The sequence below is a fragment of the Desulfosporosinus sp. FKB genome, assembly GCF_002196705.1.
Lineage (GTDB): Bacteria > Bacillota > Desulfitobacteriia > Desulfitobacteriales > Desulfitobacteriaceae > Desulfosporosinus.
Genome location: NZ_NADJ01000034.1, coordinates 42,222 through 67,892 on the forward strand (window position 1 = coordinate 42,222; position 25,671 = coordinate 67,892).

At 39.5% G+C, this 25,671-nt stretch carries 21 protein-coding genes and 2 pseudogenes; 20 read left to right on the forward strand and 3 right to left on the reverse strand.

Going from position 1 to position 25,671, the window contains the following annotated elements; translation table 11 throughout:
* Nucleotides 1-12: 12 nt before the first annotated feature.
* Nucleotides 13-210 (reverse strand): YjfB family protein, encoded by a 198-nt coding sequence (locus tag B5Y67_RS12770; RefSeq protein ID WP_088226819.1) that lies wholly within the window; start codon nucleotides 208-210, stop codon nucleotides 13-15.
* A 197-nt stretch (nucleotides 211-407) separates the two neighbouring features.
* Entirely contained in the window at nucleotides 408-1,382 is a 975-nt protein-coding gene (locus B5Y67_RS12775; protein ID WP_088226820.1) for a sigma 54-interacting transcriptional regulator, read from the reverse strand.
* Between the two features lie 429 nt (nucleotides 1,383-1,811).
* On the opposite strand from B5Y67_RS12775, the gene B5Y67_RS12780 reads away from it, so the two are divergent.
* The 9 genes from B5Y67_RS12780 to B5Y67_RS12820 all read left to right on the forward strand — a co-directional run bounded on the left by B5Y67_RS12780 (nucleotide 1,812) and on the right by B5Y67_RS12820 (nucleotide 11,512).
* Nucleotides 1,812-3,164, forward strand: a complete 1,353-nt coding sequence (locus tag B5Y67_RS12780) for a glutamine synthetase family protein (protein ID WP_242975961.1) — start codon at nucleotides 1,812-1,814, stop codon at nucleotides 3,162-3,164.
* A gap of 155 nt (nucleotides 3,165-3,319) precedes the next feature.
* On the forward strand, nucleotides 3,320-4,222 hold the full coding sequence (locus B5Y67_RS12785) for an acetamidase/formamidase family protein (protein WP_088226821.1): 903 nt from the start codon (nucleotides 3,320-3,322) through the stop codon (nucleotides 4,220-4,222).
* A gap of 126 nt (nucleotides 4,223-4,348) precedes the next feature.
* The gene (locus B5Y67_RS12790) at nucleotides 4,349-5,701 is read left to right on the forward strand and encodes an APC family permease (RefSeq protein WP_088226822.1); all 1,353 of its coding nucleotides are present in this window, start codon (nucleotides 4,349-4,351) and stop codon (nucleotides 5,699-5,701) included.
* 373 nt (nucleotides 5,702-6,074) lie between these two features.
* Nucleotides 6,075-6,329, forward strand: coding sequence for a hypothetical protein (locus B5Y67_RS25000; protein WP_170932688.1), 255 nt, complete (start codon nucleotides 6,075-6,077; stop codon nucleotides 6,327-6,329).
* Between the two features lie 98 nt (nucleotides 6,330-6,427).
* Complete coding sequence (locus B5Y67_RS12800; protein ID WP_088226824.1) at nucleotides 6,428-7,120, forward strand: class I SAM-dependent methyltransferase; 693 nt, start codon at nucleotides 6,428-6,430, stop codon at nucleotides 7,118-7,120.
* 92 nt (nucleotides 7,121-7,212) lie between these two features.
* Nucleotides 7,213-8,016 (forward strand): hypothetical protein, encoded by an 804-nt coding sequence (locus B5Y67_RS12805; RefSeq protein WP_088226825.1) that lies wholly within the window; start codon nucleotides 7,213-7,215, stop codon nucleotides 8,014-8,016.
* 12 nt (nucleotides 8,017-8,028) lie between these two features.
* Entirely contained in the window at nucleotides 8,029-9,147 is a 1,119-nt protein-coding gene (locus B5Y67_RS12810; RefSeq protein WP_088226826.1) for an ATP-binding protein, read from the forward strand.
* A 5-nt stretch (nucleotides 9,148-9,152) separates the two neighbouring features.
* Nucleotides 9,153-10,568 (forward strand): VWA-like domain-containing protein, encoded by a 1,416-nt coding sequence (locus B5Y67_RS12815; protein WP_088226827.1) that lies wholly within the window; start codon nucleotides 9,153-9,155, stop codon nucleotides 10,566-10,568.
* 32 nt (nucleotides 10,569-10,600) lie between these two features.
* Complete coding sequence (locus tag B5Y67_RS12820) at nucleotides 10,601-11,512, forward strand: hypothetical protein (protein ID WP_242975962.1); 912 nt, start codon at nucleotides 10,601-10,603, stop codon at nucleotides 11,510-11,512.
* A 408-nt stretch (nucleotides 11,513-11,920) separates the two neighbouring features.
* Here B5Y67_RS12820 and panB read toward each other — a convergent pair whose 3' ends face one another.
* Nucleotides 11,921-12,757 (reverse strand): 3-methyl-2-oxobutanoate hydroxymethyltransferase, encoded by an 837-nt coding sequence (gene panB / locus B5Y67_RS12825; RefSeq protein ID WP_088226828.1) that lies wholly within the window; start codon nucleotides 12,755-12,757, stop codon nucleotides 11,921-11,923.
* 546 nt (nucleotides 12,758-13,303) lie between these two features.
* Here panB and B5Y67_RS12830 point away from each other — a divergent pair.
* The 11 genes and pseudogenes from B5Y67_RS12830 (at nucleotide 13,304) to B5Y67_RS12875 (ending at nucleotide 25,661) form a co-directional block, all read left to right on the forward strand.
* Nucleotides 13,304-16,756 (forward strand): pyruvate carboxylase, encoded by a 3,453-nt coding sequence (locus B5Y67_RS12830; RefSeq protein WP_088226829.1) that lies wholly within the window; start codon nucleotides 13,304-13,306, stop codon nucleotides 16,754-16,756.
* A gap of 368 nt (nucleotides 16,757-17,124) precedes the next feature.
* Entirely contained in the window at nucleotides 17,125-17,499 is a 375-nt protein-coding gene (locus tag B5Y67_RS12835) for a BlaI/MecI/CopY family transcriptional regulator (protein WP_088226830.1), read from the forward strand.
* Nucleotides 17,500-17,552: 53 nt separating this feature from the next.
* Nucleotides 17,553-18,473, forward strand: a pseudogene (locus tag B5Y67_RS25925) (M56 family metallopeptidase); the annotation flags it as partial.
* A gap of 180 nt (nucleotides 18,474-18,653) precedes the next feature.
* Nucleotides 18,654-19,340: pseudogene (locus B5Y67_RS25930) on the forward strand (phosphodiester glycosidase family protein); the annotation flags it as partial.
* A gap of 10 nt (nucleotides 19,341-19,350) precedes the next feature.
* Nucleotides 19,351-20,325 (forward strand): phosphodiester glycosidase family protein, encoded by a 975-nt coding sequence (locus tag B5Y67_RS12845; RefSeq protein WP_088226832.1) that lies wholly within the window; start codon nucleotides 19,351-19,353, stop codon nucleotides 20,323-20,325.
* A gap of 40 nt (nucleotides 20,326-20,365) precedes the next feature.
* A complete protein-coding gene (locus B5Y67_RS12850) occupies nucleotides 20,366-21,643 on the forward strand; it encodes a hypothetical protein (protein ID WP_088226833.1) in 1,278 nt (425 codons plus the stop codon).
* 209 nt (nucleotides 21,644-21,852) lie between these two features.
* Nucleotides 21,853-22,335 carry a NapC/NirT family cytochrome c gene (locus B5Y67_RS12855; protein ID WP_088226834.1) on the forward strand — a complete coding sequence of 161 codons (483 nt, stop codon included), beginning with the start codon at nucleotides 21,853-21,855 and terminating at the stop codon, nucleotides 22,333-22,335.
* A 296-nt stretch (nucleotides 22,336-22,631) separates the two neighbouring features.
* A complete protein-coding gene (locus B5Y67_RS12860) occupies nucleotides 22,632-22,829 on the forward strand; it encodes a helix-turn-helix transcriptional regulator (protein ID WP_088226835.1) in 198 nt (65 codons plus the stop codon).
* Between the two features lie 3 nt (nucleotides 22,830-22,832).
* The gene (locus B5Y67_RS12865) at nucleotides 22,833-23,261 is read left to right on the forward strand and encodes a hypothetical protein (RefSeq protein WP_088226836.1); all 429 of its coding nucleotides are present in this window, start codon (nucleotides 22,833-22,835) and stop codon (nucleotides 23,259-23,261) included.
* A 100-nt stretch (nucleotides 23,262-23,361) separates the two neighbouring features.
* Nucleotides 23,362-23,640 (forward strand): hypothetical protein, encoded by a 279-nt coding sequence (locus B5Y67_RS12870; RefSeq protein WP_088226837.1) that lies wholly within the window; start codon nucleotides 23,362-23,364, stop codon nucleotides 23,638-23,640.
* 284 nt (nucleotides 23,641-23,924) lie between these two features.
* The gene (locus tag B5Y67_RS12875) at nucleotides 23,925-25,661 is read left to right on the forward strand and encodes a cell wall-binding repeat-containing protein (RefSeq protein WP_088226838.1); all 1,737 of its coding nucleotides are present in this window, start codon (nucleotides 23,925-23,927) and stop codon (nucleotides 25,659-25,661) included.
* Nucleotides 25,662-25,671: the final 10 nt, after the last annotated feature.

Consider the following 25,671-nt stretch of genomic DNA (forward strand, 5'->3'; position numbering starts at 1 on the left):
TTTAATGATTTCTTAGGCTTGAAGGTCAATCTTAGCTCCTAAATTTGGTTGAACGGACAACTCCATGGATTTGGTTGCCTCACTTAACATAGAAACAAGGGAATTGCCATTAGAAGCTGCAACGCCCATAGCCATTTTCAGGACTGATATTCCTGCCTGTTGCTGCACATTGCTTTGACTCAGCATTGATGATATTGCTGCAATATCCAATGTATCTCCTCCTTTGTTTTAGATATCGACAGAAATTAAATATAACTTTAGAAGTGCAGCAACAATTCACATGCAATCAGAACTTATTTGTGGATATTTTTCTATGAATGAGAGAATGGCTAAATGACGTAGAATTCACAAATCCCTATGGATGCAGAAAGCTCTCTTTGGGCACAGACTTAACCAATAAGTAGAGATTAGTCAATTGATAATCTGTTTGGCTTTATATCGTATTTCTGCATACGACGTAAAAGTGTAGCGTGGCTGATTCCTAAGAATTTAGCCGCTGAACGAATACTTGAACTTGTCTCTAAAGCTTCTCTAATAATTTTTTTTTCACTAGCTTCCAATTTGGACTGGAGGTTACCACTCTCGCTCTTATATATAGGCGAGCTTTCAGGCGAGCTTAAACCCTGCTGCAAGCGATTTAGAACTTCATCTTTTGAAATGAGCTCTAATTCTGAAGCTACACAAAGCCCTTCAACTAAGTTACGCAGTTCGCGTACATTGCCAGGATAATTGTGGTACAAAAGTAAACCGAGTGCTTCATTACAGAACCGCCTGCTAATCCTGAATTCTTCAGTAATTTCATGAAGATAGTGGTTCAATAGCGGTAGAATGTCTTCTTTTCTCTCGCGTAATGGGGGAACATATAAATATACAACATTTAGGCGATAGTAAAGATCCTCACGAAACAATCGTTGATCAACCATTGATCTTAGATTTTTATTTGTGCTTGCGATCACTCGAACATCAATTGTACGAGACCAACTCCCGCCGACACGACGAATTTCCCGATCATGCAAAACTCTCAGCAATTTGACTTGCATCGCCAGAGATAGCTCACCAATCTCATCAAGGAGAAGAGTACCTTTATCGGCTAACTCAAATAGACCGGGATTTCCATCGGTTTTCGCTCCGGTGAAAGCACCTTTCTCATAGCCAAAAAGCTCTGATTCCAAGAGAGTTTCGGGAATCGCCCCACAGTTAATTTTTATAAATGGAAATGAGGCACGTTCGCTATTGCGGTGAATCCAATTGGCAACAACTTCTTTGCCTACTCCGGTTTCCCCCTCTAACAGGACTGTGGAAGGAAACAGAGCAATTCTCTTTGCACGAGCAAGAAGGGCAACGAAATTTGGACTCTGAGCAATCAATTCCTGGTTCAACATTAAGCATCACCCGGTTCTATTTTAAACCGTAATTATAGAATTGTCTACGAGACACATACATCTGTTGTATAATTCCACTGTTTTGTTCACCTGGTATGTACTATTACTGTGGCATCAATTTTGCATATTACTATAACACATATCCAAAAATTTCTTTGCCATGAATTTATCCAATTTTTTAGATCCTCACTTCTGTAAGTGGGGGAGGGTCCTTCGTAATCTTCAGGTGGGGTAGAGTCCTCCTTCGCCGCTAAGTATTCCTATTGGGAAGGCGGCTCGGCAATAATGCCCACTGGACATTATTGTATCTGGAGTCCCGATGTTCAGCTTTAGCTGAACGGGTTCACTTAAAGTTGTTTAAATGCTAGACTAAATTCCTAAATGTTCTATATAGAATTACCTTAAATTCTTGTGAAAGACGGTGAAATCTTGACTACTTCTGATTTAAGCAACCATATCACCCAACTTATGCGGGAAAAGCAAATTCATACAGTACGAGTTACTTTACATGATCCTGCCAATATACAACGTGCCCGTTATGTTCCTATAAGGTATTTTATGGAACATGTTATGAACGGCTCTTTATCTTATCCTTCTGCGCTATTTTCCATGGACACCTCAGCCAAACTCCTGCCGGAAGCAGGAGAAGGCTTCAATGGTGGATATCCTAGTTGGTTACTGAAACCTGATTTAGCTACGTTTGGAATTATTCCCTCTTCACCTGGCATGGCACACGTTATTTCCGATATTTTTTTGCCGGACGGACAACCCGTCCCTACTTCGCCCCGACATGTTTTGCGGAGGGTTTTAGACGATTTTGCACAAGAAGGGTATCGGATATACGGGGCTTTTGAATACGAATTTTATGTTTTTCTATCCGATGAAGGACGAACAAATTTACCCTTAGAGCCGGCTTGGAGAGGATTACAGTGTTTTTCGGAGATAACTCAAGCCAAAGTGGAAGATATTATTACGTCTGTGATGTTTGCATTGACGGAAATGGGGGCAGGACCCGAAGTTGCTAATACAGAATACGGATCAGGTCAATTCGAAGTAACCAATTCGCCGTTTTGGGGATTAGAGATTGCTGATATGGCTTTTTATTATAGGACGGTTATTAAAGAACTCTTGCAACGAAAGGGTTATACGGCAACATTTATGAGTAAACCTGTTACCTCTTCAAGTGGAAGTGGAGCACATACCCACCTTTCTTTGTTTAATAAAGATGGCCAAAATCTGTTTTCTGATCCTACTATGCCGGATGGTTTATCACAATTTTGTCGATGGTTCATTGGCGGATTGATAAAACATGCGCGAGCGTTATGTGCTTTGTGCAATCCGACTATTAATAGTTACAAACGCCTTCAGCCGTATACCTTTGCTCCTACTACCGTTACATGGGGCTATGAGCATCGCGGTGCAATGATCCGAATACCCAATCATCGAGGAGAAAACACTCGTTTAGAAAACCGCCTGCCGGGAGCGGACACTAATCCATACATTGCTTTAGCGGCAATGCTGGCAGCTGGGATGGATGGTATTAGACTGAAGCTTGACCCGCCGCCAGCGTTAGATAAACAGGATGCTTATGGGCAAGATTTTATTCAGTTACCCCGTTCACAAGCTGAAGCAATAAACGCGTTAAAGGAAGATGATTTTTTTCGTAAAGCACTGGGAGAAGAGTACTACAGTCATTATATTCTCATGCGAACTTCTGAATGGAAACGATATGAAACGACAGTGACCGACTGGGAGTATAGAGAATATCTGGATCTTTATTAATATTAAATAGTTACTGATAATTTTTGGCATTTGGTTTCCCTGGAGTTAGGCGCCAGCTCTAAGCGGAGAATCAGACAGCCAATTTGGTTATTTGTTCTTTACCACGATTTAGACTAAAAAACCACTTAATATAGAGTTTAGTGGAGGAGATTATTATGTATCGAATTAAACGCGATCAAATTGTTTATGAAATGTCTGCATTAAACAAACCTGTATTACATGTCGAAGAAGGAGCGACTGTGATCTTTGAAACGTGTGACTGCTTTGAAGATCAGATTAAATCAGCTGATACGCAATTTGAAGCCCTTGACTGGAATAGGATTAATCCGGCTACCGGCCCTGTCTATGTAGAAAATGCCGAACCAGGCGACGTTTTAGAGGTTAACATCAAACAAATTAAAATTGCCGAGCAAGGCGTTATGTTGACCGGGCCGCAGCTCGGAATGCTTGGAGACAGACTAACGCAAAATGTTATTCGACAAATACCTATTCGAAACAATAAAGCTGTTTATAACGATAGAGTTGAAATCCCTCTGAAACCAATGATTGGAGTTATTGGGACTGCTCCGATGGGTGATGCCGTTGCCTGTGGTACCCCGGGGGAACACGGCGGAAACATGGATTGCACTATCATCGGTGAAGGTACAATTCTTTATTTACCAGTTAACGTTCCAGGTGCTTTGTTGGCGATGGGTGATTTACATGCAGTCATGGGGGATGGCGAAGTTTCTGTTTGTGGTTTGGAGGTCTCCGGAGAAGTTACAGTTACAATTTCTGTAATTAAAGATCGTCAATTGCCGGTACCTTTTGCCAAAACTGCATCTTCTGTGTATGTAATTTCGTCCGCAAAAACGTTGGATGAAGCAGTTTTGAATGCTACTCGTAAACTTGTGGGTCTATTGACAACTTTGACGAATCATAGGGTAAACGATTACGATGCGGTTAATCTTCTCAGCCTTACTGGCAATTTGCAAATTTGTCAGGTCGTCGATCCCTTAAAGACAGTTCGTTTTGAATTAAAATCAGCTTATTTGGATCAATTAGGGATTACTATTTGATAGTTTTTCTGTAGTTAAGTTTAGATCATGCAAGTAATTAATAACTAATTACAGACGAGACTTTGCGAAATAGTGTCTTTCCACACGAAATGAGCTCAATTTAGCTTATATAGGGAGGTAGAAGGTATGTCCATTGAACAATTTGGTTATAAGCAAGAACTTAAGAGAGCCTTAAGTTTTTGGGATTTAGTTATTTATGGAATGATATTTATGGTACCGATTGCTCCATTTGGGGTTTATGGTTATGTTTCCGATGGTTCTAAGGGAATGGTTGCCCTTGCTTACATGATCGGAATGTTTGGCATGATTTTTACGGCTTTTAGTTATGCGCGAATGTCAGAGGCTTTTCCTATCGCAGGATCTGTATATGCTTATGCTCAAAGAGGAATAAATGAATATATTGGTTTTATGGCAGGATGGTCAATCCTACTCGATTATATTTTGATTCCATCGCTGCTTTACCTGGTTAGCGCAGCCGCCTTGGGGGCTTTAGTTCCTTCGGTTCCCATATGGGTATGGTTGATTCTCTTTATTGGGTTTAATACAATTATTAATGTTAGAGGAATTGAATTTACTGCGGGAGCTAACCGCATAATTTTAATTGCAGAATTTATCGTTTTGGCTATTTTTATTGTTGTTGGTCTTATCGCTTTGAAGAATGGTGTGGGTGATGGTGGTTTAACTCTAAAACCCATCTATGACCCGGCGAGTTTCAGTATGAGTACAGTAATGAGTGCAGTTTCAATTGCTGTACTTTCTTTCCTGGGGTTTGACGGGATCTCTACCCTTTCTGAAGAGGTTAAAGGCGGAGAAAAAGCAGGAAATAAGTTAGTTGGAAAAGCAACGGTTTTGGCCCTTTTAACTGTCGGATTTCTGTTTATTATCCAAACATGGGTTGCTAGTGATCTAGGCAGGGGTATGAAACTTGATAATCTCGATACAGCGTTCTATCAAATTGCTGGAGCCGCCGGGGGGGCGTGGCTGAAGAATCTAACGATTATTGCTACCGCCTTTTCATGGGGAATTGCTAATGCTCTTGCAGCTCAAGCTGCCATATCACGTGTCCTTTTTTCCATGGCCAGAGACAAAAAATTGCCGCAGATTCTCTCGAAGGTTCATCCGAAATACCAAACGCCTTATGTTAGCACTGTTTTGGTGGCAGTAATTTCTCTGGGTGTTGGCCTTTTCTTCCAAAGTCAGATCGCCAATCTAACTGTTTTAGTTAACTTTGGGGCATTGATATCTTTCTTGCTTCTGCATATCTCCGTTATTAACCACTACATTATTCGTGGTAAGTCAAAAAATTATTTTAAACATCTGGTTTTACCAATCATTGGTTTTATTGTTATCGCTTATGTGTTATACGGCATGGACATAGCCGCTATCAAGCTTGGAGGCATTTGGATTATTCTTGGTATTATATATCTGGCGGTTCTTTCTATGGTACTAAAACAAAAACCAACTTCAATTGAACTTTAATAATTGCATCGAAATCTTTTTGAAGAACCCTCATCGTTCGCGATGAGGGTTTCTGTTACTACTGCCCGTTAGTAACTAAGCTTTAACATTAATATCTCCAGACAAAAGGAAAATTTTCATCTTTTAACATAACTTTTATTTAGAGGGTTCTGTTTTCTACATTTATGTTGAATTATAATAAAGTGAGTCCTTAAATTTAGGAAGGGGGGGTTCATGGAAGAGGAGACTAGGTGATTACCTTTTAAAGGAAGAACTAAGTGTCCTTAGTAGAAAGTAGTTGATTGATTTGAAGGCTAGTAAGAGTATCCTGAGATTCGTACATTCATTTGATAAAGATTTTATAAAGTATTGGGAACGACAACGTCAAAGGGGAATGTTTAATTTCACCGTTAAATACGGAATCTTAATGGCTTTGTTCACCCTGGCCATAAATATTGTTTTCCCTGTGGCATATGAACATAGAATAGCAATAGATTTAGGCACTTTAATTCCTGGTCTTATCTCATCAATTATCCTTCCATTTCTTCTCTGGTTTTCAAATAATCAAAGATATTTTAATTTAAGAGAGAAGGGAAGGGGAAAAATTAATTGTAAAAGTGGTAAGAAGGAATTTACAAGTAAAAAGTAGAAATTTACAAATTGAAATGAAACCGGAGAAGGAGAATAGGACAAAGCAATACGCAGAGTATTAATATAGTTGTATAAATAAAATAAGGGTGATTGTGAATGAACGAAGCACTATTTGATCATGTTGCTGCACATTATGATTCCTGGTATGATACTGAGTTAGGATCAGTCTCTGATCAAGCCGAACGTAATCTGGCCCAATCTATGTTTAAGGCGCCTGGCCCGAAGGTTCTGGAGATTGGCTGTGGCACTGGACAATATACGAGTTGGCTTGTACAAGAGGGTTATGAGGTTACTGCCGTTGATGTTTCCGGTGAAATGATGGCTTTGGCCCAAAAGAAAATAGCGATGCTTGAGGAGAGTACCTCAAAAGCTGATCGTGTTCACTGGTGGCATGCTGATGTTACAGAAATTCTTGATCAACTTGAAACCTACGATGGGATTTTCTCCATGACTGCTTTTGAGTTTGTTCCTGAACCGGAAAACGTCTTAAAAAAACTATTTAGTCATTTAAACCCCGGGGGCTGTTTAATGATCGGAGTTATCGCCGGTATGAGTGCCTGGAGTGAATACTATGCAGAGGCTGCTCGTAAAAAACCAACGTCTGTCTTCAACCGTGCAGCTCTTTATACCCAAGGGGAAATACGTTCCTGGCAGATCGGTGTATCCGCCGAAATCGGAGAATGTCTATTCTTCCCACCGAATGTCAAAACTAAATCTGAGGCCCTTTCTCTTGAGGCCAAAAGGGAAGGAAATCCTGGATTTGTGGTGGTAAAGTGGGTAAAACGCTAAGATATGCAGAACAGTCCAGTAAGCACTGGGCTGTTTGTTATTTTGAAAAGATGTACTAATAAGAAAATAATGACAGAAGGAAACCGAACATTATGGAAGAAACAAAGCTATTTGAGTTGCTGCAGAATAATCCCAATGCCATAGCCTATATAAATAATCCTACAGATGAGATGAAGCTCTTGGCTGTTAAAAGGAATGGGCTTATCTTAGAATATATCGACAATCCCTCTAGAGAGATGCAAGAATTAGCAATAGATAATAATCCGCGAGCAATTCAATTTATAAATAACCCTACAGAAGATATGATGATAAAAGCTATCGATGATGGCTGGGTTAACTTAGAATATATTGAAAATCCAACCGCTAAACTCATAAAACTAGCTTTAAAGCAAGCCGGATGGGCTATTAAATATGTCCATAATCCAAGCGAGGCATTGCAGTTATTAGCTGTTAGGAAAAATTACGATGCCATAAAGTTTATTAAAGAGCCTTATGAAAGTGTACAAGAGGAAGCTGTTAAAATAAGTTATGATGCCTTACGCTATATTAATTCACCGACACACAATGTAGAGCTGATAGCTATTAAAAATAATGAAAAGGCTATTACATTTGTAAATGATTTGGATAAAAATAAACTGCTCGAGTTTTTAAAAGTAAATATCTTAGTGATTAAATATGTTACGATAGAAATTACTAGTGATGAAGTAGAACAAGTGTTAAAAGAAGCATTAGCAAATGAAGATGTAGAAGAAAAATATGTTAGGGATTATTTGAATTGTAGTACCTTAGGTAAAAATAGCGCTATTTTGCCCATGGACAAGCTCATGTTTATTTATAAATATGGCAGCAAAAAGGCGAAAAAAATAACTGTAGATGAAAAATTGAAGCTGATATAGGTGGGAGACATAATGAATTTTTCAGACACGCTAAAAAGTGTTTACTTAGTCTTATCTATTGGAGAAGTACCTCTGATAGTGGGTGAAAGCGGAATAGGAAAAACAGCGTTAGCCAAGGAAATTGCGAAAGAAAATAATTGGAGTTTAATTGTTATTAATGGAAATCTTCTTAAAGAGGGCGAAATAGGTGGCCTTCCCACAATAGAATCTTATACAGGTGTTAAAGATGATCATGAAAAGAAAACTACAGTCTATGCCGTCCACCATAAGCTAAGAGAAATTGATGAAGAAATAGCTCAAGGGAAAACTGTTCTTTTATTTATCGATGAGATAAATCGTTGTGAACATACTGTGCAGCAGGAACTTATGAATTTGATTTTAAATCGAGAAATTAATGGCTATGAATTACCTGAAGGCGTAAAAATATTGGCTGCCATGAATCCTTCAAGTAAATATGGTTCGGATTTTGATTATCAAGTCGTCGATATGGATGCCGCACAAGAAAATAGATTTGTCTGGTTGAATATGGAACCTGATTATAACCAATGGATCGATTGGGCATTAGAAGCTGGAATTGAGCAAAAGGTTATAGAGTTTATTTCAACCTTCCCCGATTATCTGCATAAGGTAAACGAAGATGATATACGGGCAACTCCGAGAAGTTATGAAAGAATTTCAGGTATTTTTAAAATTTACAAGGAGAGTAAAGATTCAATACCCAGATCTGTGTTTTTAAATGTCATAAGAGGGAATGTGGGCAAGTTAATTGCTGAAGAGTTTGTGACCTTTATTGAATCGGATTATAGTTCATTGATATCTTTTAAGGATGTTTTTTCAGGAGATTCTCTTTCTGAAATAATTATCGAAAAAATCAAAAAGGAAAGCCATATAAGACTTTATCTTACTGCTAAGAATATTCTTAAAACCTTAGAATCCAATATGAAAAGTCATGATTCTAATTCGACTTATTATATTGAAAGATTTATTGAGTTTTTAAAAGCTTATCCAGTTGATTTAATGATTGGAATTATGAAGGATATTAAAAATAGCTATCATGAAGTTTACAAATATGCCATAGATGATGAAGCCTTTGTTAATTTATATTTTGAATCTTATAGTTTAATTAGGTGATGACTGTGGGAACTAATTTTGATAATCAAGTAAACGAGCTGGATGAAAAAGCTAAAGAAATTGTCGATATATATTTAAACGCAAAACGTATAGATAATAAAGTAAAAATCTATATCCCGAAAGATTTCAAAGAGAAATTTTTCGGACTTGTAGATAATGTTAATTTAAGTCTTATGGAAAACAAAGACAACTTTTATGGATATTTTTTACTGCAAATGGGAAGAGAGATAAGATTTGATATAAGTAGTCCTACTGCTCTCAATTTTAGGGGAGCTAACTATGTCATATCTTTTAATCCTTTAATATTTTTAAATCTGAGTATAAAACAAATGGAAAGTACTATTAAACATGAAATACTTCATATAATATCTCTTCATTTAATAAGGGCAAAGAAACTTAAAGCTGGTTATAGCAAATTAGCGATTAATATGGCAATGAATATAGTGGTGAATACATTTTTAGATAATTTGCCGCCATATGCTATTACTTTAGAATGGGTAAATTTAAATTATTCCTTAGAACTCTTACCCTTTAAACCATTTGAGTATTATGCGGAAAAGCTCCAAGCTGCGATAGAACTATTAGAAGCAGATGAGGACGATGAAGATGAGTCTGCGGATGAAAGTAATCAAGATGATAAAATCGAAACAGACTATAATCCGGAAAAGGCCCATGATGTATGGGAAGAATCTAGTGATATCGATGAAAAAACGCTTAAAGAATTTACTGAGAAGATCATTAATGATTCTCTAAAAGGTAATCTGCCCAATTATTTGGAAGGCATGATATCATTACATAGAAATAACAAAGGCGAATTGCCTTGGAATTTATATCTCAAGAGGTTAATGGGAACTGTTGAAAGTAATAAAAAGAAGACTATAACCAGAAGAAATAGAAGACAGCCTAATAGACTGGACTTAAGAGGTGAACTCAGAAGTCATAAAGCAAAAATTGTTGTTGCCCTGGACATAAGCGGAAGTATTAGTGATGGAGAATTTTATCAAGCAATTAAAGAAGTACTGGATATCGTAAAAAATTATAACCATGAAATAACCATTATCGAATGTGATAATGAAATTAGACGTGTTTATAATGTCAAATCTATTAAGGATGTAAGAGATAGGATTAATATCAGAGGAGGTACAAAATTTAGCCCGGTTTTTGAATATGCTAATCATAATAAGGCTAATTTGTTAGTTTATTTTACTGATGGAAAAGGTGAAGATAAGCTTCTCACGATACCTAGGGGATATAAAACGTTATGGGTTATTTCTGGAAGAGGAGATAAGCTTTCTCTAAAAGAAGCTTATGGACCTATTAAAAAACTTAAAACGATTGAAGAAAAAGATAACTCAGTTAATATGAGTGATGTTAAAAGAGATGGGTTTTCAATGAACGACCAAGAAGAAATGCATATTTAAGTTAATCTTGGAAAGGGGTATCGGTCACAAATATGGCTATCAAAATCAATATTACTAAAAGAATTCTTTTAGTTTTTATCACACTTTCTTTTCTTTTAACAGGATGTGGAAATACAGAAAAATCATCTACTGCGTCTCTAAGTGATGCCTCAGCGAAATCTTCAGCAGCAACTGTAACAAGTGATTCCGTTGACTATAATCAGTATGTTAAAAAGGTATGGAAGCTAAAAAATGATAGTGATATATCATTCGTGATTTCAAGAATTGAAGATAGTAAGGCGATGGGCAAATTAACTGTCCTAAACTTTACTGCTACAGATAAAAATTTGCTAAGTTTTGAGGCCGATTTTGAGGGGGGAATTAACAAAGATACTGCTGCCTGTCAGTATAATGACTCCAAAGGTAATAAGGGATCCTTGAAATTAGTCTTCAAATCTAATCATGAAATTGAAGCAACTATTACTATTGCAGATAAATCAAAGACAACAGTTCAACCGTCACAAGGAACTTTTAATTTTGTCCCGGAAAATATTAACGATATAAAGGGTTTTAGCTCGATTGAAAAACAATCGTTTATGGTCAACCTAAATTCTTGGGGCAACGTAAAATTTGTATCAGGTAAACTTACGGGCGGCAGTCACGTACCTGTGGAATTTTATTTAACGGACAAAGAGGGAGACATCTTTTATGATTTTGCTGCAACACTCCCCTATAGAGTCGATGTCAAAGCCGTTTCCTTTGAGGATGTAAACAAAGATGGGCTAAAAGATATAATCATTATTGTTAATGATGAAGATGATACAAGTAATTGTTTGGCTACAGTCTATTTTCAAAAGGCAGATGGTTCCTTCGCAAATGATCTGAAGTTGGATCAAGAAATAAATGAATCAGGAAATAATAAAGAAGTTAAAATCGTACGGACCTTTTTAGCACCAAAATTCTAATGTTTAGTAATGCCCTCGTGACTTATGTGCAATTGCGATAAACTGCTGCATCTTTGATTAACAATGCTTATCGGGGTTTAATAGGGCAATTAATGAGAAAATGCTGATTCCCTTCCACTAAGAACAGCGAATCAGCATTTTCTTCAAGTATATCCAATCGTAAGACTTCCACTTCTACAAGTGGGAGTGGTTCTCATACCATTCTTCGGTGGGGGTAGAGTCCATCCTTCAGCGCGATAGCATTTGTTATGGGCTAGGCGCCTTCGGTGAAAGTGTCCACAGGACACTTTCGTCACCGCAGCCCCGACGTTCAGCTTTAGCTGAACGAGTTCACTGATTAAAAATTCTAACATTTTAATTGTCATATGACGTTATTCTTATCCCTGCAATTGGGAAAAAGAGATAGCGTTATCCCCTGCCGCCGTAAAGTGTTTTTAATTGCTCATCGTTCATCGTAAAACTATGTTGATCATCGGGGAAAAGTTCACTTCGTACTTCTTTTACGTATGTCTGTATGCCGTCAACAATTTGTTTATTTATAGCTGCATAGGGTTTAACAAACTTGGAGACGCGTTCTACACCATAGGTGAGAAGGTCATGGTAGACAAGGACTTGTCCGTCTGTATGCACTCCTGCACCAATCCCGATAGTGGGAATCGCCACAGATGATGAAATTTCCTCGGCAAGCTGTTTGGGAACGCATTCGAGGACGATAGCGAATGCTCCTGCATCCTGACATCGTTTTGCATCATCGAGTAGTTTCCTGGCGCTTTCAACATCTTTCCCTTGTACTTTAAATCCGCCAAGGACTCCTACTGATTGCGGAGTAAGTCCCAGATGAGCAACAACAGGAATACCGGCTTTAACAAGTGCTTCGATGTGTAAAAGTACTCCATCAGCACCTTCCACTTTCACCGCCTGGGCACCGGTTTCCTGAATAAGCCTTGCTCCATTTATAAGTGTATCCCTAACAGATAGATGATAGCTCATAAACGGCATATCCACGACTATGAACGTGTTACAAGCACCGCGTTTAACGGCTTTTGCATGATGGGTCATATCCTCCATGGTCACATAAACTGTTGAATCATAACCAAGAACAACATTGCCCAGGGAATCACCAACAAGAATCATGTCCACATCTGCCAGCTCAGCTTGTTTAGCAGATGGATAATCGTAGGCCGTTATCATGACAATTTTTTTTCGTTGCCTTTTCATTTCCAAGAAGTCTGTTGTTGATTTCATAATTCTTCCTCCTTTTTTCAGGAGAGGCGAGAAAACAAGTTAACATAAAAAAGTTCCTAAGCCAGAAGGAACTTTTTACATAACAGTTTTATCCCTCTGTCCTTGCCTGTAGCAGGTCTAGGCAGAACCATTTAAATTGTTTAAGATCCATAATAGGTGCAGCTCAAATGATACCGCCCAAAATGAGTATATCAGGTTATATTTCTCTTGACTATGTTAATTGGCTATTTTTTTTAAGGTTTCTCAACCCATTATGTTGATCCTAGTATATAATAGGGCTTATCACATTTAATTTGAAAAGAGAATCATCCATGTAAAGGGAAACTAATAATTTCAAAGCATTAATACATCGAAATTAATTTTGTGTTACTATAGATCATAGTGTTGCTGATTTGCTCTGTTCAAGAGCAGTAAATAATGTTAGCGAGTGAAAAATAACGTATAATAATTAAGTGCTTGTTAATAAAGATAAATGCACTGCATAAACTCGCTGTGAACTGCTTCGATAAGGTCTAATATAACTAACATAGATGGAGGAAAACATTCATGGGTAATTTTAAAAGAGTGATGGTCGCCAATAGGGGTGAAATTGCCATTAGGGTATTTAGGGCTTGCAATGAACTGGGAATAAGAACTGTAGCAATTTACTCCAACGAAGATAAATATTCTCTCTTCAGAAGCAAAGCCGATGAGGCTTATCTCATTGGCGAAGGCAGAAGCCCTGTTGATGCTTATTTGAATATTGAGGAGATTATCAGTTTGGCAATTAAGAAGGGTGTGGATGCTATCCATCCAGGATACGGCTTCTTGTCGGAAAACCCTGAATTTGCCAAACGATGTGAGCAGGAAGGTATTGAATTCATTGGACCAACTGCGGAGATGATGGAGCAGTTAGGGGACAAGATTACGTCAAAGATTGTTGCCAAGAAAGTCGGTGTCCCGATCATTCCCGGTTATGAGAAAGACATTAAAACTGTGAATGAGGCAAGAGTTCATACGGCAGAATGTGGTTACCCCTTGATGCTTAAGGCAGCTGCCGGAGGCGGCGGAAGGGGAATGCGTATTGTCAGAAATGAGAGCGAGTTGGAGTCTGCCTTCTTAAGTGCCAAAAGTGAAGCCAAAAAAGCCTTTGGTATTGATCATATCTTTATGGAAAAATTCATCGAGAAACCGAAGCATGTCGAAGTGCAGGTTCTTGGCGATAAATACGGTAACATAGTTCATATGTTTGAACGGGATTGTTCAATCCAGAGAAGGCATCAGAAGGTCGTGGAATTCACGCCTGCTTTTTCTATCCCTCAGGAAATCCGAAATAATATTTACCAGGATGCCTTGAAGATTGCCAGATCTGTAAATTATAGGAGCGCAGGAACCTTGGAATTTCTGGTAGATAATCAGGGGAATTATTATTTCATTGAAATGAATCCGCGGATTCAGGTTGAACACACGGTTACGGAGATGGTCACGGGGATAGATATTGTTCAAGCTCAGATCAAAATCGCCCAAGGATATGCTCTGAATTCTCCAGAGATCGGGATAAATGCCCAGGAGGATATAAAACTTAACGGGTATTCCATTCAATGCAGAATCACAACTGAAGACCCTACGAATAATTTCGCTCCCGATACAGGGAAGATCGAATCGTACAGAACCGGTTCGGGATTTGGGATCAGGCTGGATGGCGGCAACGGATTTACCGGGGCTGAAATCAGCCCTTATTATGATAGTCTTCTCGTTAAGAATATCTCTTGGTCCAGGAGCTTTCAGGATGCCATTAAGAAATCCATTCGTTCTATTACTGAGACCCAGATTACAGGCGTTAAGACGAATATCGGCTTTCTGATTAACGTACTTAACCACCCGCAGTTTTTGCATGGTGAGTGCCATACTGGTTTCATCGAGGAAAATCCTGACCTAATCTCTTTCACGCATAAGACTGATGACGAAAGCCGACTCCTGAAATTTCTTGGCAATGTCGTAGTTAATGAGACGATGGGGATAAAGCTGCAATACGATGTCCCTAAGGTACCACAAATTCAAGCTGTCGGTCCGAACGATCTGAGCGGGACCAGACAGATCCTTGATGCTCAAGGCGCTGAAGGACTTGTTAACTGGGTAAACGCACAGAAGAAGGTGCTGCTTACCGACACGACCATGCGGGATGCGCATCAGTCGCTGATGGCGACAAGGGTTAGAACTAAAGATATGATCAAGATTGCCAAGGCAACCTCCGTCTTTGGCAAGGATTTGTTTTCTCTGGAAATGTGGGGAGGAGCGACGTTTGATGTGGCCTACAGGTTCCTCAAGGAATCTCCGTGGGAAAGGCTGGAGCAACTGAGAAAAAGAATTCCAAACGTTCTGTTCCAGATGCTCATAAGAGGTGCGAATGGGGTAGGCTATAAGAATTATCCGGACAATGTTATCAGAGAATTTATTAAAGAGTCTGCACTCGAGGGTATAGATGTTTTTAGGATCTTTGACTCTCTAAACGAATTAAGAGGCATGGAGATTTCCATTGACGAAGTGTTAAAGAATGGGAAGGTTGCTGAAGCCTGTATTTGTTACACAGGTGATATCCTCGATAGCAGGAAAGAAAAATATAACTTGGATTATTATATTAAGCTGGCGAAAGAGATCGAGAAAACCGGTGCCCATATCCTATGCATCAAAGACATGTCAGCTCTTCTGAAGCCCCATGCAGCCCATAAGCTGGTTAGTGCTTTAAAAAATGAAATCGGAATTCCTATCCATCTTCATACTCACGACACTACAGGCAACGGGGTAGCAACGGTTCTGATGGCCGTGGAAGCAGGGGTAGATATTGTAGATACCGCCTTTAACAGCATGTCAGGTTTGACGAGCCAACCGGCCATGAATTCAATTGCTGCGGCACTTAAAAATACGGAAAGGGACCCTGGGATTGACCTGAAAGGAATTCAAAAGGTATCTGACTACTGGGAAGCGGTGCGGCCGGTATACGGCAAGTTTGAATCAGGATTGAAGTCTGGATCAGCCGAGATCTATAAGTATGAGATTCCTGGAGGCCAGTACTCCAACCTTAAGCCTCAAGTTGAGAGCTTCGGTCTCGGCCATAAGTTCAATGAGATCAAAGACATGTACAAAAAAGTGAACGAGATGTTAGGAGATATTGTCAAGGTTACTCCTTCATCGAAAGTTGTAGGGGACTTCGCCATATTTATGGTCCAAAATCACCTCACCCCAGAGAATATTTATGAAAAAGCAAAGAATATGACATTTCCCGATTCCGTCGTAGCCTATTTCAGAGGCATGATAGGCCAGCCTATGGGGGGATTCCCGGAAAAACTTCAAGAGTTGGTCTTGAAGGGAGAAAGACCGATAACAGAACGTCCCGGTGAACTCCTTCCGGCTGAGGACTTTGACGAGATCTTTAAGTATTTAAGAGATAAGTTTGGTTTTGAACCGACGAAGAAGGATGTTTTGAGTTATGCTTTATACCCCGAAGTTTTTGAAGGATTCTTGAAAGTTATAGCTGAATACGGAGATTTGAGCAGGCTTGGAAGCGATGTCTTTTTCCATGGCCTTAGTGAAGGGGAAATCATCGAGGCTGAGGTTGCCGAAGGAAGAAGCTTGATGATTAAGCTTCGTTCCCTTGAGAAACCGGATCTGGAAGGATATAGAACTCTTGTGTTTGAAGTCAACAGAAATCGACGGGAAATTAAAATCAAGGATAAGAACTGGAGCAACAGTAACCCTCTCGTCCAATCGGGCGAATATAGTTTGACAGAAATGGCAGACCCTGATAATAAGAATGAAATAGGTTCCCCTATTCCAGGAACTGTCGTGACGTTGATGGTTAAAGAAGGAGACAAGGTTACGGAAAACCAAACTCTTGTGGTCATCGAAGCCATGAAAATGGAAACAAGAATAACCAGTTCCGCCGCAGGGATCGTCAGCTCAGTCAATATTAAAGAAGGACAGCAGGTCAAAGCCGGCGAACTCCTTATCGCCATTAAATAATTGGTAGGGAAAGCTTATTCTGCCACTGCAACACTGCAATTACCGTATAGCAACGTATGCTATACGGTTTTTCTTTTCAGTATAGTAATTTCGTGATTCAACCATATTACAATGCGGAAGTAGCAATTTTTATCCAATCGTACCAGGGGCCTGCAACATGTTAAGCGCCCTCACCGAAGCACCGATGTTCAGCTATTAGCTGAACGAGTTTACTCTTTATTATTCTTAACTCATGAATGCCGATTGTAATCGAAAATTATCTTTAAAGATTGACAAGTATCGTTCACAGATGTAATATAATCATCAATTACACATGTAAACTTAATTGAACTCTCAAATATGTAACGCAAAGAAAGGAAGTTATTTAAGTGATTAAAATCCCTAATATATCAGATGCCGAATGGGAAGTTATGAAAATCTGTTGGTTATCAGCGCCATGCAGTGCCAATGAGATCGTTAAGGCCTTAGAACAATCGACACATTGGAAACCAAACACAATTAAGACTTTAATCGGGAGGCTTGTCAAAAAGGGAGTCCTTGGTTTTAAAGAAGAAGGGAGATCTTATAGCTACTATCCGCTGATAACTGAGGAAGAATGTATTAAAGCTGAGAGTAAGTCTTTCCTTACACGTGTTTTTGGCGGTGCCTTAAAGCCTATGTTGGTCACTTTTCTTAAGGACGAAAAACTCTCTCCAGCAGAAATTGAAGAGCTAAAGCTACTCCTTGAAAAAAGGGAGGATTGAAGATGCTGATGCAACTACTGGTGAATTATCTCAACCTTTTTAACTGGGTTATGATGATATCTGCCAAAGCGAGCATCTTTGTAATTCTTTTGTTAGGAGTAAAGTTTGCACTCAGAAGCAAACTAGGAGTTCGCTTTCACTATCTGCTTTGGGTAGTTTTACTCATTGGTTTGTTGTTGCCTTGGACCCCCACTAGTTCCGTTAGTGTTTACAATTTCCTTGAGTTTCCCAAACTACAACAAAGTGCTGCAACGTTCTTTAAGAGCCCATATCAACCCTATTTTGAAATGCAAAAAACTCAAACTCATTTGGACAAAACTCTTGGTGTCATAAATACAGACAGCAAGGCCATGCCGACAGCGGCGACGCAAATATCAAGTAATAGCCTACCCATTATTATTCAATTAATCTACCTAGATTGGTTCTTCGGAGTTTTGTTTGTGTCAATCCTTACAATTATTAGTAACAAACAATTTGCGGCAAAAATTGGAAATGATTTAATAACCGACGATAGGATTCTCTCGAATTTCAATAGCCTTAAATTAAAATTGAAGATAAAGGCGGAAATTCCCTTAATTACAACAAGACATGTCAAGAGTCCCTCCTTATTTGGCTTATTTCATCCCCGCATATTATTACCCCTTGGCTTTGAACAAACATTTAATTTGGAACAAATCAACTATATTTTGTTCCATGAATTAGTACATTTTAAACGCAAAGACCTTTGGATTAATTGGCTAGCGCAGATATTAGTCACAATTCACTGGTTTAACCCCTTACTATGGTATGCGTTTTTCCGAATGAAAGAGGACCAGGAGATAGCCTGTGATGCCATAGTAATATCTCGCTTTGCCCCAGAGCAGTCCAACGACTATGCTCATACTTTGATCAAGCTGGCTGAGACATACTCTTCAGTTCCGGCGCTGACCTGTATGGCAAGTTCAGGCGGCTCAAAATCCCAGATTAAGAAAAGACTTATTCTGATCTCTAAGCCTAAAAAGACTTCAGTCAGCTGGTTATTACTGAGTGTCGTGGTTATAGGCTTAATAGCCTTTTCAACATTTACTAGTCCCAAAGTAAGTGCGGAGCCGTTATACAATCAAAACACCAATAATAATGAGCAAATAGAGGAGCCTTCAAAGGCTATCACTTTAAGTTCGGGGATTATCATAGAGGATATTACCGGTCCAACATATAAAGGCAAAGTGATGCTGATTAAAGACCCCAAACGAGTCAATTTAGCAATGACTAAAAATATTGGTATTAGTGGAGAAAGAGTCAGTGATCTGGTCAAAGATACGGGAGCGATCGCCGGAATTAATGCCGGAGGGTTCTCTGACCCCGATGGCAAAGGTAACGGTGCTTTTCCCGAAGGTTTAGTTATGCATGAGGGGAAAGTAGTATATAACAATGTGGGAGACAAGAATGTTAACGCTGCCGGTTTTGATGAGCAGGGGAAACTTGTTATTGGCAGCATGACTGAAAAACAGCTGCAGGAAAATAACATGCGTGAAGCGGTTACCTTTAGCCCCAATCTTATTGTTAAGGGCAAAGTAGTCATTGATGGAGACGGTGGCTGGGGAATTGCTCCTAGGACAGGTATTGGGCAAAGGGCCGACGGCACGGTTATTCTTGTTGTAATTGATGGCCGTCAAGCCACCTGGAGTCTTGGGGCTTCCTTACGTGACCTGGCAGAAGTCTTTGCCGATTATCACGCACTCACTGCGGTTAACCTGGACGGCGGTTCCTCTTCAGAAATGTTCTTTCAGGGTAAGGTCCAGAATCGGCTGGGAAACGTTTTTGGTGAACGCTATCTTCCCACAGCCTTTGTCGTCAACTAAAGGAGGCATTATGAGGAAGAAAAGAAAAATACACCTTACTAAGGTTGTTGGCTTTATTATTTTCAATGTCCTTTTTACTGTGCTCCTTGCCCCTTTTATTACGTTCTGGGGGCCTTTTGAAGCCACTAAAACAATAGCCGTTGGGTCTGTTCTAACGTCACGACATCCCCAGGTTGTTAAGGCATTTCTCTCAGATCAAGAGATAAGCGACATTGTTAACAATTATAATGATTCAAATGCAACCTCTGATCGGACAATACAGACTACTGTGACCGATGCCTCTGCTGGAATCACAATAGAAACAATTAATGGCAAGACTTTCAAAGGCAAGGTAATGCTCATCAAGGACCCTAAACGGATAAAAGTTGCTGTGACTAAAGACTTAGGGGTTAAAGGAGAACGGGTGAGTGACTTTGTGCAAGATACAGGAGCTGTCGCCGGAATCAATGGCGGAGCGTTTTGTGATCCTAACGGTGCGGGAAACGGTGGGTTTCCCGACGGGTTAACTGTGCATAAAGGAGAGATTGTCCAAAATAATATCGGTAGTAATAGCACGGACATCGTAGCTCTGGATAAGGAAGGCAAACTGATTGTAGGACAAATTACGGCAGATGACGTTAAAAAGAAAAATATTCAGGAAGCGGTATTTTTCTGGCCCCCTTTAATCCAGGACGGAAAACGCTGTGAATTTAAGGACTCAGAATGGGGAATAGGACCTCGCACAGCTATCGGGCAGAAAGAAGATGGCACGATTATCCTGGCTGTCATTGACGGACGTCAGCCACTTTGGAGTTTGGGGGCCAAAATGAGTGACCTCTACAACCTTTTCAGGGATTATGGGGCAGTCAATGCGGCTAATCTGGATGGCGGCTCCTCTTCGGAGCTCTTCTATAACGGAAAAGTACTTAATAAACTCTGGGATTGGGCCGGTGAGCGGTATCTGCCAACCGCCTTTGTGGTTATGCCGGAGGAAAGCAAATCATGACCTTGAATTTTAAATACTGACACCAAAGGAGAAATATGGCATGAAGAAGAAAATGCGTACCCTCTTGGTGTGGATACTAGTTTCAATCATCCTGCAATTTGGAGGGTACTCTCTTTTAAACAAGCAGATGGAACGAGTTCTGGGAAATTCGGGGACAGATAGTCAACCACCCATTACTACCGAGCTTCAAGCAACGATCCCAGGTTCAGGGTTATCCAATATCCAAGTTTCCTATGCTAAAGATTATGCCGCGTATATGGACAATAATGTACTGAAGGTTTTTAATCTTAAAAAAGGAAATGTTGTGTTTGAGAAAAATCCTTCCACAGCTAACGATCAAACATTAGGGGTACTTGATTACCAATGGCTGCCGGATCGAAATATTTTGCTCTATTTTTATGCTCAGAAAAACCCAAATGCTGTGACGACTGTAAAAGTCTACCCAGCCAAGCCTGAAGTCTCGACGCCTTCAATTTCCTTTAATTCCGAAGACCCTAAGCAAGAAAAAACCGTTATCAAGACCTCTCCCCAGCCCAAGCTTGAAAAACGCTATGGCAATTCTCAGCTCACGGAACTATATTCTTTGGAACTTCCGAATAGTGACGAAGATGCAATCCCGGATGATCGCCTGAATCCCTTTGAGAGTGGTAGTAAAGAGTTTCCAGCAGGCGGAAAAATTGAAAAATTTGTTGTCTCACCTGTTACGAATTTGATGTATCTAACTGTGAAGACCCGTTCCGGGCAGCAGCTTATGAAGATCGATGTTATGAAAAAGGTTAGCGTTCTCAGCGAATCACAGGAGGAAATCGATAATATGGCCGCTTCTGACCAATATGGAACCCTTTATATTGATAGTAAGCTAGGCGCTCTTCAACAGATTACAGCAATTCAGTATGATACTGCTTCGCAAAAGAACAAACGTTATATCATCACTAAAAATACCTCAGATCGAATCCTCGGCGTTAAAAAGGGAAAAGTCTATATCGGAGAAGTGAAGAACAATCAACTTGTAACGATAAAAACTACGAATGACCTTTCGGACGTTAAAGAAAACCCTTCTTTGAAAACTGAATGGGAAGGTTCAATTCCCTTCAACCCAACTACACGTGCGATTATAGGTGCTGATGGACAAATAATTGTCTGTGATAATCAGAAAGCCTATATCGTTAGAGATGAACATCTTAAAGAGGTCGTTTTGCAGGGGGATGAAAATTATTGTTCCGAGGATGGAGCTGAGCTTATCCAGCTGAGAAAGGAAGGTACCTCCACTTTAGTTAAATTGCAGCCATTAGAGCAATTGACTCAGGTAGGCTTCTAAAATCAAATGAAGGAGAGCAAATACCTGACGCATCAAATATTTAAGCAAGTTCATTGTATAGGGATGAAGCTCTGATGTTTAGCTTTAGCTGAACGAGTTCACTACTTCGTGTTGTCTTGAACGAAATTTAAATGCCCCAAAGTCAATTCATTAAAATGATTATTTTCTCACATACTACCAGGAAAAGAAAACTGTCGGAGATTAAAAATATGTGGAAAAAAATTATTTTAAGTGTTGCCTTAACTTTTGTTGGCTTTTATGCTTTGTTTCAAGTCGGTTATTATGCTACCTCAACTCCACCCTTTTGTGGTTCATGTCATGAGGTGAATAAATATTTAATATCATGGCAAACCTCTGCCCACAAAGATGTAAACTGTCTGGATTGCCATCAACCACGAGGTGAGCTGGGAAAATTTCAGGCTAAGGCACGGGGGCTAAATTATGTATTTCAACATTTCAGCGGTGATTATACGATTCCAACCAAGGCAATTGTATCCGATCAGAACTGTCTTCAATGTCATCTAGGGGATGATAAATCCTTTCCCAATGCAGCTAAACTTAAAAACACTCCACAAGTAGATCATTATCAGACGATTAAAAAAGCCCAATCCTGTTTAGATTGCCATAGAGCAACGGGGCATGATATCGATATCTATTTGACTCGGGATTTGAAAGGTAGAAAGCAATTATAGCCTAGCATGGCTTTATTCTTAAGGGGAGTGTTGCTCTACGAACTTGAGCAGTTCGTAGAGCAACGTTTCTTTTTTATGCTTCAAAATAATTAGTTTTACTATTTAAGTTTGAGGTGTTAATACCAGAGTATGACTCCGTTCGACTGTCAAGGCATATTCTTCGAGGGATTAAATTAGAAGCGTTCACAGGGCCTTTGCTTTGAAATGATAGTAAAGCTCGCTTTACATTACATAGGAATCATGCTACCATATTATATGGAAAGTATCCTTTACAATTCGTGTTTGGAGGAATGTCCTTGAAGAATAAGCTTGAAGAAATTAGAAAACAACGCGGGATTACACAGGAAGAACTTGCTGACAGGTTGGAAGTATCAAGGCAGACGATTAGTTCTTTGGAAAATGGTCGTTATAACCCGTCTATTATGCTGGCATTTAAGATTGCTCGTTTCTTTAATCTGAGTATCGAACAGATATTTATCTATGAGGGGGAGTAGAAAGTGAAGAAGCGTAAATTATGGTTATACGCTATTTTAACAGTCGCGGGAGCCGTGCTGTTTTATCTGGGAGAATTTGTATTGGTCAGTGAAGCAGTAAAACAAATTTCAGGGCTGGGCATTGGGCTTGGTGCAGCTTTGTTTTGTCTTGGATTAGGGAAGTTTTTTGATGATCTTTTGGTATCAAAGACTGAAGGTGAAACAATGAAACGCAGAATAGCAATTGAACGTAATGATGAACGGAATATACGATTAAAAGAAAAGGTTGGTGCTAAAGTTAATCAAGTATTGATTTATCTCTTAAGTATTTTGGTTTTGACCTTGAGTTTTATGGGAGCAAAGAGTGTCATTATACTAATGGTTGCAGCTATAATATTTATTCAATTGTTCTTAACCATTTTTCTTTTTAATTATTATGGGAAGAGAATGTAAGGATAGGTTCATAAATTATCATAGGTTGGCGACTTGTCTCATAGTCATAACTAATATACACTTCTTCATTTGCAGAATGATTAGAAAGTGGGAGGGCGTTATGACTAAAGAGCAAGAGATTCTCGATTTTCTGGAAGTCAATTTATTTAACCCCATTTTGCAATCACCAAGTACTTCAGAACGGTTCAAGAAGGCGACTCGTGGTTTACATTTGCGAATGAAACAGAGAGATGCTCAAGGGATGATACAGTACTTCTGGAATACAGTTGTCGATACTAAGACGAAGCAGGCAAATTACGGGCGTTTGCTTGAGAATGAAGGGTTTTCTGAGTTTGAGGAGGTTGTTGCCAACTTTCGGGTTCGTTTTAAGGAATTGTAGGCAACAAATAGAAGTAAGTAAAAGTGATTTCTCTAATAGGGTCAGCAGATTAAGCTGAACCTTTTTTTATCACACATTTGATCCAATCGTAAGACATCCGCTTCTAAAGTGGGAGTGATTCCCATAGTTAATTCCGGTTAATTTCCATTTTGGAATAATATACCAAATTCGTTTAAATAGGACACGTTCGTTGTTTAAAAGCGCATCATCAGCATGCTCTCTTCGACAGTCTTCATTTCTTCAGCATGAGATAATTATCTCGATAATTGAAGGAGTGAGTTTTGATGAGCAAAAAAATGATCGCGTCAATCATTATTGTTTGTAACACAATGATGGCAGGGTTGCCGGTTTACGCTGCAACGAATAATTCAAGTTCAGATATTAGTACGTCACAAAGTGTTAAGATGAATCGTTTAGCTGGGAAGACAAAATATGAGACGGCCAAGGCCATTTCAGAGTATTATAGCAGTGGTAAAGTTAATAATGTAATTCTGGCAACTGGAAATAACTTTGCTGACGGAATTTCAGCAAGTGTATTGGCTCATACCAAAGAAGCTCCTATTCTCTTAGTTAATTCAACCGTTGAGGATTCTCAAGATGCCTTTGACTATATTCGCCAACATCTTGATCCCCTTGGCACAGTTTATATTATTGGGGGGACAGGAATTATTGGAAATGAGTTCGAAGCTGAACTTAACGAACTAGGATTTGCCAAAATTGAACGAATTGCTGGTTTAGATCGCTATGATACATCTTACCAAATAGCTGAATCTCTTCACACTGCGATGGGATCATCCGTTGTAATTTCATCAGGAGAGGACTATTCCGATGCGTTAAGTATTTCGAGCTTTGCTGCTAATAAAAACTGGCCAATTCTGTTGTCACCTGCCAAGGAACTCCCTGAAGAATTGAAAAATTATTTGCAAGAACTAAAACCAGCGAAAGTTTTTGTTACTGGCGGAGAAGTTTTAATCTCGAACAATGTAATCTCCGAAATCCGCGATCTTTTGCCTGAGGCCAGTATCGAGCGGTTAATGGGGCAATCACGATTTGATACCAATGTAATTATTGCCAAGACATTTGTGACCAATCCGGCAATGGTCTATCTTGCCAACGGTTATGGCTTTGCAGATGCTTTGGCAGGAAGTGCGGTAGCTGCTCGAAAAGGAGAACCCATAATTATGGTCGATCCTTCCATCCCTACGTTACCTAAATCAACAGCTGGCTATTTTGAGAATTTTTTCATGAATAACTTAAGTCCCGATTTAGTTGCCTTTGGCGGAAGCGGAGTGGTATCCGATGAAATAATGGCAAACTCAAAACGTTTAATTTCGGGAGCAGTGAAAGGTACGAGTATCTATTCCATAGATGACCTTAATCAAACGGTAACCCAAAATGAAAGTTATTCTTTGCCCACAACAGTCCCCGCAAAACTCTATAATAGTGATATAGAGAATCTGTCTGTCCAGTGGAATCCCCAGACGGTTGATACCAGTAAAGTAGGTACAACAGTTTACATCGGGGTCATTGATGGTTTTGCTAATCCTATAAAGCTTAACCTTACTGTCCGAGAACCGTTGCCAATCGCCCAATATACGACTTACTTTGATCCTGGCTTGGCCAATAGAACTGAGAACATTCGCCTTGCAGCGAAAGCACTTGATGGAAAACTTTTAGCGCCTGGAGAACGCTTTTCCTTCAATAAAAGTGTCGGGGAACGAACTGCTGAAGCGGGTTATAAGGAAGCCCTGATTATAGAAGGAGACTCTTTTACCCCTGGACTTGGAGGAGGGGTATGTCAAGTTTCCTCCACGCTATATAATGCGGTAAGTCTTGCAGGCTTAGAAATTATTGAACGACATCCCCATACGCTGCCTATCAGTTACGTACCGCCTGGGCAAGATGCAACCGTTGCTTATCCAGAACTTGATTTTAAGTTTAAAAATAACACCGCGGCTTCTATCTTAATTCGTAGTTTTGTTGGGGATAATTCTTTAACATTTAAGCTTTATAAGAAGTAAACCTCTCTTG